Origin of the sequence: Paenirhodobacter sp., assembly GCF_041916475.1 — a bacterium.
Classification (GTDB): domain Bacteria; phylum Pseudomonadota; class Alphaproteobacteria; order Rhodobacterales; family Rhodobacteraceae; genus Rhodobacter.
The window spans coordinates 123718-138317 of the sequence record NZ_JAYRZN010000003.1; the positions used below are offsets into that span (position 1 = coordinate 123718).

Annotated in this window: 10 protein-coding genes; all 10 read left to right on the forward strand. The window is 69.1% G+C overall.

What is annotated here, in order from left to right:
• The first annotated feature begins 114 nt into the window (after positions 1-114).
• The 10 genes from ACOMG5_RS02395 to ACOMG5_RS02440 all read left to right on the forward strand — a co-directional run bounded on the left by ACOMG5_RS02395 (position 115) and on the right by ACOMG5_RS02440 (position 13347).
• Entirely contained in the window at positions 115-1455 is a 1341-nt protein-coding gene (locus ACOMG5_RS02395; protein WP_420342177.1) for a sn-glycerol-1-phosphate dehydrogenase, read from the forward strand.
• Positions 1455-2267 (forward strand): HAD-IIB family hydrolase, encoded by an 813-nt coding sequence (locus tag ACOMG5_RS02400; RefSeq protein WP_420342178.1) that lies wholly within the window; start codon positions 1455-1457, stop codon positions 2265-2267. Before ACOMG5_RS02395 ends, ACOMG5_RS02400 begins: the two co-directional genes overlap by 1 nt.
• Positions 2260-3780 carry a glycerol-3-phosphate dehydrogenase gene (gene glpD / locus ACOMG5_RS02405; RefSeq protein WP_420342179.1) on the forward strand — a complete coding sequence of 507 codons (1521 nt, stop codon included), beginning with the start codon at positions 2260-2262 and terminating at the stop codon, positions 3778-3780. The genes ACOMG5_RS02400 and glpD overlap by 8 nt, the downstream gene beginning before the upstream one ends.
• 95 nt (positions 3781-3875) lie before the next feature.
• Positions 3876-5309, forward strand: a complete 1434-nt coding sequence (gene xylB / locus ACOMG5_RS02410; protein ID WP_420342190.1) for a xylulokinase — start codon at positions 3876-3878, stop codon at positions 5307-5309.
• A gap of 60 nt (positions 5310-5369) precedes the next feature.
• Positions 5370-6380, forward strand: coding sequence for a sugar ABC transporter substrate-binding protein (locus ACOMG5_RS02415; RefSeq protein WP_420342180.1), 1011 nt, complete (start codon positions 5370-5372; stop codon positions 6378-6380).
• Positions 6381-6434: 54 nt separating this feature from the next.
• Positions 6435-7946 (forward strand): sugar ABC transporter ATP-binding protein, encoded by a 1512-nt coding sequence (locus ACOMG5_RS02420; RefSeq protein WP_420342181.1) that lies wholly within the window; start codon positions 6435-6437, stop codon positions 7944-7946.
• Positions 7943-8953: an ABC transporter permease gene (locus ACOMG5_RS02425; RefSeq protein WP_420342182.1), complete on the forward strand. Its 1011-nt coding sequence runs from the start codon at positions 7943-7945 to the stop codon at positions 8951-8953. The genes ACOMG5_RS02420 and ACOMG5_RS02425 overlap by 4 nt, the downstream gene beginning before the upstream one ends.
• Positions 8950-9963, forward strand: coding sequence for an ABC transporter permease (locus tag ACOMG5_RS02430; RefSeq protein ID WP_420342183.1), 1014 nt, complete (start codon positions 8950-8952; stop codon positions 9961-9963). The genes ACOMG5_RS02425 and ACOMG5_RS02430 overlap by 4 nt, the downstream gene beginning before the upstream one ends.
• Entirely contained in the window at positions 9953-11482 is a 1530-nt protein-coding gene (locus ACOMG5_RS02435; RefSeq protein WP_420342184.1) for an FGGY-family carbohydrate kinase, read from the forward strand. Before ACOMG5_RS02430 ends, ACOMG5_RS02435 begins: the two co-directional genes overlap by 11 nt.
• Before the next feature lie 86 nt (positions 11483-11568).
• The gene (locus ACOMG5_RS02440; RefSeq protein ID WP_420342185.1) at positions 11569-13347 is read left to right on the forward strand and encodes a thiamine pyrophosphate-binding protein; all 1779 of its coding nucleotides are present in this window, start codon (positions 11569-11571) and stop codon (positions 13345-13347) included.
• Positions 13348-14600 lie beyond the last annotated feature (1253 nt).

Genomic DNA, 14600 nt, shown 5'->3' on the forward strand with positions numbered 1-14600 from the left:
CAGAAAATAACGATTTTGGCAAATGCCGATGTGTTTTGAAAATTGCTATTGACGAACGACAGAAGCATCTGGCAACTTTCATCGCAAGGGAGAGCACTTGCTTGGGAGGAGCAGATGACCTTGCCGCTAACGGCGCGCGACACCGCGGCCGCGGGCTGGAACGCCCTCATCGAGGATGTGACCACCGGCCGCTGGCTGGATCCGGATACCGGGACATCGGTCACGGTGCCGTTCCGGCACATCCAGATCGGCGACGGTTTCGCCGACAATGCCCGCGACCTGGTGGAGCAGGTCATGCCGGCCGGAAGCTATGCTGTGGTCTGCGATGCGGATACGGCGGAGGCGATGGGGGCGGCGGTGGCACGCTCCGTGGGCGCGAAGGCCCGCCTGCTGGTGCTGGAGCATCCACATGCCGACGAGGCTCAGGTGCGTGCGCTGCAAAGCCTCACCGCCGATGCCGAAGCGCTGATCGCAGTCGGCTCGGGCACCATCAACGACCTGTGCAAATATGCGACCTTCCTCGACGGGCGCAGCTACAGCGTCTTCGGCACCGCGCCCTCGATGAATGGCTACACCTCATCGACGGCCTCGATCACACTCGACAGCGGCCTGAAGACCACCCAGAAAGCCCATGCCGCGCGGGGCGTCTTCATCGACATCGGTGTTTCGGCGCTTGCGCCGCAATATCTGATCGGCGCCGGCCTCGGTGATTGCCTGTGCCGCCCGACCGCGCAGGTGGACTGGTACTTCTCGCATGTGATGCTCGGCACCCGCTACGCCACCGCGCCCTATGCCCTGCAGGAGCTGGACGAGGCCGAAACGCTCGCCCGCAGCGCGGGCCTCGGCGCGCGCGATCATGATGCCATCGGCTATCTGCAGCGGCTCCTCACGCTTGGCGGGCTGGGGATTGCCGTGGTGGGCATGAGCCATCCGGGCTCCATGGGCGAGCATCAGATCTCGCACTGGATCGACAGTTTCGCGGGAGACCGGCACCCCGGCACCGTGCATGGCCAGCAGGTCGGCGTGGCCTCGATCACCATGGCGCGGCTGCAGGAGCGGATCCTCGCGATGGAAACGGCGCCGCGCCTGCGCCCCTGGCGCCCCGACGAAGCCGCAATACGGGCGCGCTATCCGGCCGCCGCGGTGGAGGATTGCCTGAAAGCCAGCCGCGCCAAGGCGATGACCGACGACGAGGCCGCCCTGTTCAACACCCGGCTGGAACGGATCTGGCCCGAGCTGCGCCAGACCCTGCGCGCGATGATGCTGCCCGCCGATGCAATGGCCGCACATCTGCGCGCGGCAGGCGGCGGCGCCACCCCGCAGGAGATCGGCCTCGACCGTGACCTCTATGCCGAGGCGCTGCGCCGCTGCCGCGAGATGCGCGACCGCTATTCCCTGCTCGATCTGGCGGAGGACATCGGAATTCTGGACGATTTCATCGAGGAGACGGTCTGATGCGGCCGCTGGACGATCTTGACCCCGCCATCCTGTCGCGCTGCGTTGCCGTGCTGACCGATATCGACGACACGCTGACCACCGACGGCCAGCTGCCCGCCGCGGCCTATGCCGCCCTCGAACGGCTGGCGCAGGCGGGGCTCGCGGTGGTGCCGATCACCGGGCGCCCGGCCGGCTGGTGCGACATGATCGCCCGGTTCTGGCCGGTGGCGGGCGTGGTGGGCGAAAACGGTGCCTTCTACTTCGCCTATGACCGCGAGGCCCGGGTGATGCGGCAGCGCTTCTTCGCCACCCCCGACGAGCGCCGCGCCAACCGCGCCCGGCTCGACGCCCTGCGCGAACGCATTCTGGACGCGGTTCCGGGCGCGGGCATCGCCTCCGATCAGCTCTACCGCGAGGCGGACCTGGCGATCGACTTCTGCGAGGACGTGCCTGCGCTGCCGCCCGATCAGGTGCAGCGCATCCTCGATCTCTTTGCCGAGGCGGGGGCGGTGGCGAAGCTGTCCTCGATCCATGTGAATGGCTGGTTCGGCAGCTATGACAAGCTGTCGATGACCCGGATCTTCGCCCGCGACGTGCTCGGGCTCGACATCGACGCCGCCCGCGACAGCATCATCTTCGCCGGCGACAGCCCCAATGACGGGCCGATGTTCGGCTTCTTCCCGAACGGCTGCGGGGTGGCGAATGTGCGCGAATTCGCGCCCGGCAGCTTCACCCCCCCGGCCTTCGTGGCGCCCTCCGAAGGCGGCGCCGGCTTCGTGGAAATCGCCGAGCGGATCCTGAGCGCGCGCCGCGAGGCCGCCCATGTATGACCTCGCGATCATCGGCGGCGGCATCAATGGCTGCGGCATCGCCCGCGATGCGGTGGGGCGGGGCTATTCGGTCTATCTGTGCGAACAGGGCGATCTGGGCGGGGCCACATCCTCCTCCTCCACCAAGCTGCTCCATGGCGGGCTGCGCTATCTGGAGCATCACGAATTCCGGCTGGTGCGCGAGGCGCTGATCGAGCGCGAGGTGCTCTGGGGCATCGCCCCCCATATCGTGCGCCCGCTGCGCTTCGTGCTGCCGCATGCGAAGGGGATGCGCCCGGCCTGGCTGCTGCGGCTCGGCCTGTTCATCTACGACCATCTCGGCGGGCGCAAGCTGCTGCCCGGCACCACCCATGTCAACCTGAAGACCGGGCCTGTCGGGCAAGGGCTGCGCGCGGGCCTCACGCGCGGGTTCGAATATTCGGACTGCTGGGTCGAGGACAACCGCCTCGTGATCCTGAACGCGATCGACGCGCAGGAACGCGGCGCAACGATCCGGGTCGGCACCCGCGCCACCCGCGCCGAGCCGGCCCCCGGCGGCGGCTGGCGCCTCACCACCCGCACCGAGGACGGCACCGAGGAGACCATCACCGCACGGATGCTGATCAATGCAGCCGGCCCCTGGGCCAATGACGTGGCCCGCGGCATCGCCCGGCGCCCGCCGAAGGGGCGGGTGCGCCAGGTGCAGGGCTCGCATATCGTCGTGCCGAAGCTCTATGACCACGACCGCTGCTTCATCTTCCAGAACGCCGACGGGCGCATCGTTTTCACCATCCCCTATGAGGGCAAGTTCACCCTGATCGGCACCACCGACCGCGATTACCCGGGCGATCCGGCCAAGGTGGCGGCATCGCCCGAGGAGATCGCCTATCTCTGCGCCCTTGCCAGCCGCTATTTCCGGCAGCCGGTGACGCCCGCCGATGTGGTCTGGAGCTATTCCGGCGTCCGCCCGCTCTATGACGACGGCAGCTCCGAGGCGCAGAAGGCCACGCGGGATTATGTGCTGGAGCTCGACACCCAGGCCGATGCGCCGGTGCTCTCGGTCTTCGGCGGCAAGATCACGACCTATCGGCGGCTGGCGGAATCGGCGCTGGAGCGGATCGGCGCCTGCCTCGGCGCACCGCGCGGCGGCGCGCAGCTGCCCGCGGGCTGGACCGGCCAGAAGCCCCTGCCCGGCGGCGATTTCGCGCCGCAGGATTTCGCGCGGCAGGTGGAGAAGCTGCGCGCCGCCTATGGCTTTCTGAGCGAGGCCGAGGCCACGCGCTTCGTGCGCTACTATGGATCGCGCGCGCAACGGGTTCTGGGAGGGGCCCGCAGCCGCGCCGATCTGGGCATGGAGTTCGGCGCCGGGCTGACCCTGCGTGAGGTGGACTACATGCGCGATCACGAATGGGCGCGCTCCGCCCACGACATTCTCTATCATCGCAGCAAGCTCGGCCTGGTGCTGAACCCGCAGCAGGCCGCAGCCCTGGAGCGATACATGGAAGGACAGATGCCGAAACGTCAGAGCGCCTGAGCGCGCTGCGCCGGGAGAGGAGGCCCGGGGCGCTCTGACACAACCGCCGCCCGGAGGGGCGGCGACAACAGGGAGGAGAGGCGAAGTTTCTGGGCATAGACCTTGGAACGTCAGGGGTGAAGTCCATCCTGATGGACGACAGCCAGCGGCTTGTCGGCGAGGCATCCTCGCGGCCGCTCGACGTGCGCCGGCAGCAGCCGGGCTGGTCCGAGCAGGATCCTGAGATCTGGTGGGAGGCGGTCAGCGAGACGCTGGACGCCCTGGCCGCGGCCCATCCGGGCGAAATGTCGGCGGTGCAGGGCATTGGCCTGTCCGGCCAGATGTACGGGGCGACGGTGCTCGATGCCGCGGACCGGCCGCTGCGCCCCGCGATCCTGTGGAACGACACCCGCAGCGGCAACGAATGCGCCGAGCTGCTGCAGAACGTGCCCGACCTGATCCGCCGCGTCGGGCGCAAGCCGACGCCCGGTGTGACCGCGAGCAAGGTCATGTGGCTGCGCCGGCACGAGCCCGAGACCTACCGCGCGATCCGCAAGATCCTGCTGCCCAAGGACTACGTCCGCCTGAAGCTTTCGGGCGAGAAGGCGACCGACCTGGCCGATGCCAGCGGCACCATGTGGATCGACCTCAGCGCCCGCAACTGGTCCGACCGGATGCTGGAGGCCTCGGGGCTGAACCGCACCCATATGCCGCAGCTGGTCGAGGGCACCGAGGTATCGGGGCGCCTGCGGGCCGAGCTCGCGCAACGCTGGGGCATGGGGCTGCGGCCGGTGATCGCGGGCGGCGGCGGCGACAATGCCTGCGGCGCCTGCGGAACCGGCGTGATCGAGGACGGCGACGGGACCGTCTCGCTCGGGACATCGGGCGTGCTGTTCGTGGCAAACGACAGCCCGCGCCCAGCGGGGGAGTTCGCCATCGAGACGCTGTGCCACGCCGTCCCCGGGCGCTGGCATCAGATGTCGGTGGTGCTCTCGGCGACCTCCTGCCTGAGCTGGCTCTCGGCGCGGCTGAAGCGCAGCCCGGCAGAGCTCGCCGCAGAGCTCGGGAGCGGCTCCCGCCCAGCGACGGACCTCGTGTTCACCCCGTTCCTCGATGGCTGCTGGTCGCCGCGCAGCGATGCGGGCCAGCGCGGCGGCTTCTTCGGCCTCGCGCATCAGCACGACGACGCGGCGATGACCCAGGCGGTGATGCAGGGCGTGGCCTTCGCCATCCGCGAATGCGCCGATGCCTTTCGCGCCGGAGGATCGGACCTGCGGCGGCTCCTGGCCATCGGGGGCGGATCGCGCTCGCGGCTGTGGCTCTCGATCCTGGCCTCGACGCTCGATCTCGAGCTCGACGTGCCGGAAACGAGCGCGCTTGGCGCGGCCTTTGGCGCGGCCCGCCTCGGCATGATCGCGGCGACGGGGGCCGCGCCCGCGACTGTTCTGCGCAGGCCCGCCCTGCGCGAAACCATCGGCCCGTCGGCCTCGCACGCCGACAGCTACCTGCGCGCCTACGAACGCTGGAGGACGTTCGCAGTCGCGTGCTGAGGGTGCCCGAAAGGCGCCAGAACCCGCCCGGCACGGGCGGTACAACAGTGGAGGAGAAACATGGACGAACAGATTTCCGGCGCGGGCTTCGGCCGCCGCGCCTTCATGGCGGGCGCCGCAACGCTGGCCGCCAGCGCCGCACTCTGGCCCAAAGAAATGCGCGCGGCCGCGGCCGAACGCACTTTCGCGGCCTCTCTCGGCTGGACGACCTATGATTCCGGCCGTCACCTGCAGGACGGCTTCAACGCCGCGGTGAAGGAGCTGGGCGGGCGCCTGACCACCACCGACGCGGGCTTCGACGCCCGCCAGCAATCGGACCAGATCGACTCGCTGATCGCCTCGAAGCCCGAAGCGCTGTTCATCACCCCGGCCGATGCGGTGGCAATCGCCCCGGCGGTGCAGCGCGCGATCGCGGCCGGGATCCCGGTCTTCTGCGCCGACAGCTCGGTGCCCGGCGCGATGGTCACCACCACCGCGATGTCGTCGAATTTCGGCATGGGCCAGCAATCATGCGAGTACATCTGCAAGGCCCTGAACGGGAAGGGCAAGATCGCCCGCGTGATGCTGCCGCAGAACGAAAGCTGGGATCAGCGCACCTTGGGCATGGAATGGACGCTGCGGCGCTACCCCGATGTGCAGATCGTCACCGAATGGGCCTTCGCGCTGGCCGGGAACGTCACCCCACGGCAGGCGGTGGACAATATCCTCACCTCCAACCCCGATGTGAACGCGATCTGGTGCGCCTGGGACGGCGCCTCGGTGGAGGGCACCCTGGCCGCACGCGCCGCCGGGCGCAGCGACCTGATCCTGACCGGGATCGACGGCGGCTCGCAGGCCTTCAACTACATCGCCGCAGGCACGCCGCTGAAGCTGTCGATGGCGCAGAGCTTCTACGAGATGGCCTATGCCAGCGTGTTCTATGCGCATGAGGCCCTGGCGGGGCGCAAGACGCCGCGCCTCGTGATCACGCCCACCTATGCCGTCACCCAGGACATGCTGCAAAACGGCATCCCCGACGATTACGACATGCCCGGCCGCGCAGGCGAGCTCGGCTGGGCCCGCGCGCTCTGATCCCCCGGGCCGCGGGCATTCCGCGGCCCCTCTCCCCCCTAAGGACCGACTGTCATGTCCACACCCGTTCTGACTGCCTCCGAGGTATCCAAGCGGTTCGGCCAGGTGCAGGCCCTGCGCGGCGTGGATTTCCACGTCGCAGCGGGCGAGGTGCACGCCCTGCTTGGCATCAACGGCGCCGGAAAATCGACCTTCATCAAGATCCTGTCGGCGATCATCCAGAAAGACGGCGGCACGATCGCGGTCGCGGGGCGCGATGTCCATTTCCGCACGCCGGAGGACGCCTTGCGCGCCGGGATCGCCACGGTGCAGCAGCACCCCGAACTGGTGCCCGACATGACCGGGCTCGACAACATTTTCCTCGGCCGCGAGACGGCGAAGCGCGGCCTGTTCGGCCGGGTGGACCGGGCGGCCCTCGATGAACGCGCGCGCGCACTCACCGCGCGCTTTGCGGTGCCCATCGACCTGACCCAGGAAGTGGGCCGGATGTCTGCGGTGGAGCGCGAGGCCGTCGCGATCCTGCAGGCGCTGGCCAGCGACGACATCCGCGTGCTGATCCTCGACGAACCGACCTCCACCCTGACCGACGTCGAGCGCGAGGATCTGTTCACGCTGATGAACCAGCTGAAATCGCGCGGCATCGCCATCATCTACATCACCCATCAGCTGGAAGAGGTCTTCGCCATCGCCGACAGTTTTTCCGTGTTCCGCGGCGGCACCTGCGTCGCGCGGATGACGGTGGAGGAGGCCCGCGCGGGCCGGGTGTCGCTCGCGGAGCTGATGCTCGGCGAGGCGGTGGGCGACATTTTCCCGCCCCGCACCGGCCAGCCGGGCGCCGTGGTGCTGGAGGTCGCAGGGCTGAGCCGCCCCGGCGAATTCACCGACATATCTCTCGCCGCGCACCGGGGCGAGATCCTCGGCATCTTCGGGCTGGTGGGCTCGGGATGCGACGAACTGTCCAAAGCGATCTTTGGCGCCCTGCCGCCCGAGCGCGGCACGATCCGCCTCGCGGGCAGCCCGATCGCGCCGAAATCGCCGCGTCAGGCGCTCGATGCCGGGATCTTCCTCGTCCCCGGAGACCGGCGGACAGAGGGGCTCGCGCTGAGCCGCCCGGCGCTGTTCAACGTGCCGCTGGCGAACCTCCGCCGCGCGGCAGGCGGGCGCTGGAGCCTGCGCGGCCGCCGGATGCGGCACGATGCGCAGGAGCTGACGCGCCAGGTGGCGCTGCATCCGCCGAGCCTGACCACACCGGCCAGCGGCTTCTCCGGCGGCAACCAGCAGAAGATCGTCCTGGCGAAGGGGCTCTACAGCGAGGCCCAGGTCTATATTTTCGTGGAGCCCACGGTCGGCGTCGATATCGGCGCGCGGGCCAAGATCTACGGGCTGATGCGCGAGCTCTCGGCGCGCGCCGCGGTGATCGTCATCTCCAGCGACTGCGACGAGGTGCATGGCGTGGCCGACCGGACGGTCGCGCTGCACAAGGGGCGCCTCGTTGCGCCCGGGGCAGGCCAGTTCAGCCGCGATGCGCTGCTGATGGCGGGGATCATGGGGGAGGCTGCGGCATGAACGGGTTTCTCCGGGCTTCCTCCCGCGCGTTCGGGTTCTGCGGCCTCGTGCTGCTGGTCGGCGCCGCCTTCACCCTGCTGGAGCCGCGCTTCCTGAGCCACGCCAGCCTGAACGGCATCGCGCGGCACATGGCGGCGAACGGGCTCGCGGCCCTCGGCCTGACCTTCGTGGTGATCGTGCGCCGGTTCGATCTGTCCATCGCCGGGGTCGCCGCGCTGGCCGCGATGTCGATGGGCGCGATGATCGCCGCCGGTCTGCCGCTCTGGGCGGCGGTCTGCGGCGGCCTCGCCCTCGGCGCCGTGATCGGTGCGGTCTCCGGCGTGGCGATCAGCTATTCCAACCTGCCCGATATCGTCACCACCATCGCGGTCGGCTCGATCTGCGGCGGCATGGCCTTCCTCTATACGGGCGGGCGCTCGATCTTCCAGAACTTCTTCCAGAGCGGCATCACCGATCTCAACGATGCCCGCCTGCTGGGGCTCGGGGTCTCGCTCTGGATCCTGCTCGCGATCTATGCCGTGGCCTGGTTCGCAATGAGCCGCACCCGCACCGGGATCGCCTTCTACGCCACCGGGGAAAACCCGATCGCGGCGCATTATTCGGGCATCGCCACACGGCGCTACACGGCCCTGGCCTATATGCTCTGGGCCGTGTGCGCGGTGCTGGCGGTGCTGCTCATCCTCGCGGAATCGGGCAATGCCGAGACGAACAAGGGCGCGAACCTGATGATGCCGGCCTATGCAGGCGTGTTTCTTGGCGCGGCGGTGATGGGCGGGGCTTCGGTCTTCGCGAGCTTCGCGGGCATCTTGCTCATCACCATGCTGCTCGACGGCTTCGCCCTGATGGGCGTGCCTTACTACTATAGCGACGGCGTCGTGAGCCTGATCCTGCTCGGCGGCGTGGTCGCCTTCTCGGACAGCCTGCGCGACTGGTTCGCGGGCCTGCGGGTGCTCCTGCCCCGCCCGGCCCGACCGTCCGCAGCCCGGACTTCGGAGGACAGGGCATGACCATGACCTATATCGACAAGACCCCCCGTACGCGCCAGAGCCGGCGCAGGATCGCCCGGCTGACGATGGACCTGTGGCTGCCGCTCGCGGCGGTGGCACTGACCGTGGCGATTGCGGCGGTTCGGCCGCAGCTGCTCGATCCGGGCAATATCGCCGCGGTGCTGAAGTCCTTCTCGGTGATGGCGGTGATGGTGCTGGGGCTGACCTGGGTCATCGCGGCCGGCAAGATCGACGTGAGCTTCATGCAGGTCGCGGCGCTGGCGAACATGATCTGCGCCTTCGCGCTGGCCCATGGCTGGGGCTGGGGCGCGTCCATCTGCGCGTCCATTGCGGCGGGGCTGCTGGTCGGGCTGGTGAACGGCTGGCTGGTGGCCGCGATGCGGCTGCCGGCGCTGATCGTGACGATCTCGACCGCGGGGATCTGCGCCTCCATCGCCGCGGCCCTCGGCAAGGGCACGGTGATCCGCATCGCGGAGCCCGGGCCGTTCGCGCCGCTGCTGCGCCCGGTGCTCGGCGGGACGGTGCCGCCGGTGGTCTTCGTGGTGCTGATCCTCGCGGCGCTGGCCTGGTATGTGCAGGAGCGGCTGACGATGGGGCGCTACATCTATGCGCTGGCGCAGAACGAGGCCGCCGTGCGCACGGTCGGCGTGCCGGTGGTGGGGCTCACGGTGCTGCTGTTCGCGGTCTCCGGGGTCTGCGCGGCGATGGCAGGGGTCCTGCTGGCCGAGCATCTGGCCTCCGGGCAGCCGATGATCGGCGGGCCCTATCTAATCAACGGGCTCACCGTGGTGCTGCTCGGCGGGATGATGGTGCGGGTGGGCAAGCCGAACATCCTCGGGACGCTGACGGCGACGCTGTTCCTGGGCGTGCTGTTCAGCGGCGCGGCCCTGCTCGGCCTGCCCGATTACCAGCGGCAGATCATCCAGGGCGCGCTGCTCGTTCTGGGGCTGATCGTGGCGACGCTCGCAGCGCGGCATCACGGCGCAAAGGAGCATCACGATGGCGCGTGACATCACGATCGGGCTCGATTGCGGCACCGGCGGCGCGCGCGCCCTGGTGGCGGATGCGGCGGGACAGGTGCTGGCCATGGCCACGCAGGACTACCCCACCCATTACCCGCGCCCCGGCTGGGCCACGCAAAACCCGGCAGACTGGTGGCGCGCGGCCTGCGGCGCGGTGCGCGAGGCCATCGCCCGCGCCGGGGTGGATCCGGCCCGGGTCGCCGCGATCTGTGCCGATGGCACCTCGAGCACGCTCGTCGCGCTCGATGCCGAGCTGGCGCCGGTGGCCGAGGCGATCTTGTGGATGGACAACCGCGCCTCGCCGCAGGCGCGCCGGATCGAGGCCACCGGCCATCCCGCGCTGCGCCGTTCGCGCGCCGGGGTCAGCGCCGAGACCGCCCTGCCCAAGATCCTGTGGCTGCGCGAAAACGCGCCCGACCTGTTCGGCCGCACGCGCTGGTTCGTGGAAATGGCGGATTACCTGGCGCTGCGGCTCTCGGGGCGGCTGACCCTGGGGCAGAACCTGACGATCAACCGCTGGTTCTACGATCCGCGTCGGGGCGGCTGGCCGCAGGATTTCCTGCAGGCGATCGGGCTCGGCGCGATCACCGGCCTGTTCCCGCCGGAGATGCCCGCCCTCGGCGCGCCGATCGGGCCGCTCACGGCGGAGGCTGCCCTCGCGCTCGGCCTGCCCCGCGATGTGCTGGTGGTGGCCGGGGGCACCGATGCCTATGTCGCGATGCTCGGGCTGAACACGCTGCGCCCGGGGCAAACCGCCCTGATCACCGGCACCTCGCATCTGGTCCTGCCGGTGGTGGCGGAGGACGTGGAGATTGCAGGCCTGTTCGGGCCGCATCCCGATTGCGTCACGCCCGGCACCTTCGTGATGGAGGGCGGGCAGGTCTCCTCCGGCGCGATCCTGCGCTGGTGGCATGACCTGCTGCATGCCGCAGGCGATGGCTACGGCGCGCTGCTGCGCGAGGCCGAAGCCGCGCCGCCCGGGGCAAACGGGCTGGTGGTGCTGGATTTCTGGCAGGGCAACCGCAACCCCTACACCGATTACGACCTGCAGGGCGCGATCTGGGGCCTTACGCTGAAGCATTCGCGCGCCGAGGTGACCCGCGCGCTGATGGAGGCAGTGGCGCTCGGCACGGCGAATATCCTTGGGCGGCTGACGCAGAAGGGAATCGGCGTGGAGAGCATGACGCTCGCGGGCGGGGTGCTGCGCTCGCCGTTCTGGGTGCAGATGCATGCCGATGCGACAGGCACGCGGCTGCTGATCCCGGAGGTCGGCGAAGTCACCGCGCTCGGGGCCGCCATCGCGGCCTCAGTTGGCGCGGGGCTGCACGGCACGCTCACCGCCGCTGCCGAGCGCATGGTGCGGATCCGCGACGAAGTGCTGCCCGATCCGGAGCGCCATGCCCGCTTCCGCGCCCAGATGGAGCTCTACCTCGAAACCCACGATGCCCTGCGGCCGCTGATGCACCGCATGGCTGCGCGCAGCCGGGCCAACCCGCTGCCTGCCTGACCCATCCGCTCTCCGGATGCTTCCTCCCCGCCTGCTGCGGCCCGCGCCGCGGCATGGCTCCACGATGCCTGACGAAAGGAACGATCATGGCTCATATCGGTGATCTCATTGCGGAAATGCTGGCGCAATACGGGGTCGAATATGTCTACGGCATGCCAGGAGGGCAGACCACCGCCCTGCATGACGCGATATCGCGCCGGACCGACCGCATCCGCCATATCCTGATGCGCGACGAAAGAAATGCCGCCTATGCCGCCGATGCCTATGCCCGGCTGACCGGCAAGCCCGGCGTGTGTGACGTCACCGTCGGGCCGGGGGCGAACCTGCTGCCCGCGGGGTTTCTCGAGGCGCTGAATGCCTCGATCCCGATGATCGGGATCATCGGCGAGCTGCCGCTCGACTGGCTGCCCCTCAAGGAAAAAGGCATCGCGAGCCAGGGCTTCGACCAGCTCTCCTTCTTCAAGACCTGCACCAAGGAGGCCTATCTGGTGCCTTCGGTCACCGCTCTGCCGGAGCTGATCCGCACCGCCTTCCGGGTGGCGACGGCGCCGCGCCCGGGGCCCGTCGCGCTGATCATCCCGCATGATATTTTCGATGCCGAATGGGACGAGGAGCTGCTGCAGATCCGCGTGGACGACCGCGCGCGGCAGATCCCCTATCTGCGCAGCTGCGCCCCCCATGGCGATATTGCCCAGGCCGCAGCCCTGATCCGCCGCGCCAAGCGCCCCGCGCTCGTTTGTGGCGGCGGCGTGCATGGCGCCTCCGCCACGGCGGAGGTAACGGCCTTTGCCGACCGGCTGGACGGGCTGGTGGTCACGTCGCTCTCGGGCAAGGGGTCGGTGCCGGAAACCCGGCCCTATGCCGCGGGCGTGCTCAATCCGCTCGGCTCCAAGGCGGCGATCGAGCTGATCAAGGAGGCCGATCTGGTGATCTGGTGCGGCTCGAAGGTCAGCCAGAACACCGGCATGAACTGGTCGCTGCCGCTGCCCGAACAGGCGACGATCACCATCGACTGCGACCCGCTGGAGCATGGCCGCACCTTCCGCCCGACGGTGCCGCTGCTGGGCGATGTGCGCGAAACGATCGTGGCGCTGGATGCGGCGCTGGCTGAGATCGCGCCGCATCCGGAATGGCGCAGCCGTATCAGCGCGGTGATCGCCGAATGCGATGCCGAGAAGCGCGCGGAAATCGCCTCCACCCGCATGCCGATCCAGCCGCCCCGCGTGGTGGACGAGATCGCGCAGCGCCTCGGCGCCGATGACATCGTAATCTCGGATGCCTCCTTCTCTGCCGGGTGGATCGCGGGCTATATCCCGGCGCGCCGGGCGGGGCGGCAGTTCCTCTTCGCGCGCGGCCAGGGCGGGCTCGGGTATTCGGTCCCGGCGGCGGTGGGCGCGGCGGCGGTCCGCCCTGAATCCCGGATCGTGACCCTCGCCGGGGATGACGCCTTCAGCTACACGATCGGCGAGCTTGCAACCCAGGCGCAATACGGCCAGCGCGTGGTGAACGTGGTGATCAACAACGGCAGGCTGGGCTGGATCCAGCTCTGGCAGGAGCTCTATTTCAACAATGTGCAGTCCTCGCTGCTGGAGACGCAGAGCGTGAAGCCGGGCTATGCCGGGGCGGCGGCGGCGCTCGGGCTGCTCGGGATCTATGTGGAGACCCCGGAGGAGATCGGGCCCGCGCTCGACCGCGCTTTTGCCCATGACGGCCCATCGGTGGTCGAGGTGCGGATCGACGATCGTGCGACCCCGATCCACTCCTTCAAGCGCCGTCTGCGCGAGAAGTCAGATACTCCGTTCCCGCGGCCCGGCACGGTGTACAAGCTGCGCGGCTGGAAGGTATCCCCGGACCTCGCCGACTAGCGCGGCAGCCCCGGCCGCGCCACCACGCCTGCGGCAGGATCTGCCGCAGGCGTGCCGATATCCTCCCGGATGGCAATGCCGGAAGTGCGTCGCCCGCGCCCGAAAGCAGTGCGGATGCAGCCGCCGTTTCGGGGCTGCGTCCCCGCAATCTCTGCAGCCCGCGCGTGACGTGCCGTCACGGCGATGGCGATCACCGAGGCCGCTCAGACACCTCCGCCAGATCTGCGGCCACCCAAACCGCTATGATCACGAGAGGGCAGCGCCACCCGAAGCCGATTGGTGAGGCGATCATCCGGACGCCATTGCTGCGGCGCTGTCCTGGACGCAACCGAAGGCCCGCAGAGGCCACGCCGATCGCCCTGAGCTGCATGTGCCCCCCCGGCCTTCGGGCAGCGCCCGTTCCGGATATATCGGCCCTCCTCGTCGGGGGTTCTCGCTGGTCTGACGGGCCCGTACTCTGACAGAGCCTTTAGCCGGCCTGCGTGGGTGCCAGATCCGCGCCGAAGAGGCCATCATCGAGCGGGCTGTCAGGCTGGTGCCGATTTGGCGGCGATGTTTGGGGGGCTTGCCGCCGGTCCAGTCTTTTCCTCCTCCGCCTTAACTCTGTCGACGTAGTGATTCCGCGAGGCCTGCTGAACGTTCTTCACGTTGGTATCTGCGATGGAAACCGGCTCGGAGCACGAGCTCCTGTCGTGCACGGTATGGGAAGCCACACGTGCTCCACCCCGCCGCTCCGCGCCGGAAAGGCGCGAAGCTCCGATCCATCGCTGTGCTCTGGATAGGATCTCGCGAATCTCTCCCACCGCATCGGCATGGCGCGGCCTGCCCGATGCGTTCGGCAAATGGCCTTCCGTCTGTTTTCAGGTCCGGCTCGGGAGCTGGGTGGGGCGGTGGGAGCAGATCATGGAGGCCCTGACGAAAGCCGGAGCATGCTGGAGGCGCCTCCAATGAGCGCCTGCATCGTGCTCGGCGCCCACAATCGGGCCGCGGATGTAGAGCGGGCTCTGCGATCGGGCCTTGGCTATTCAAGAATACCCGATCGGACAACGGTCCAATGGCGTTTGCCGCCCCCCGCCCTTTCACGAGCCGGATCCACCTCCGCGCTAACGTGAAAGCCTGATCTCCGTAGGCTCCAGACCCATTGATTTGGGTCCTTTGGCGTGATTCAGGCTCCGCAAGGAGACCTGATCGATGAGCAATCTTTACTGGCTGACCGACGCGCAGATGGAGCGGCTGAAGCCGTTCCTCCCCAA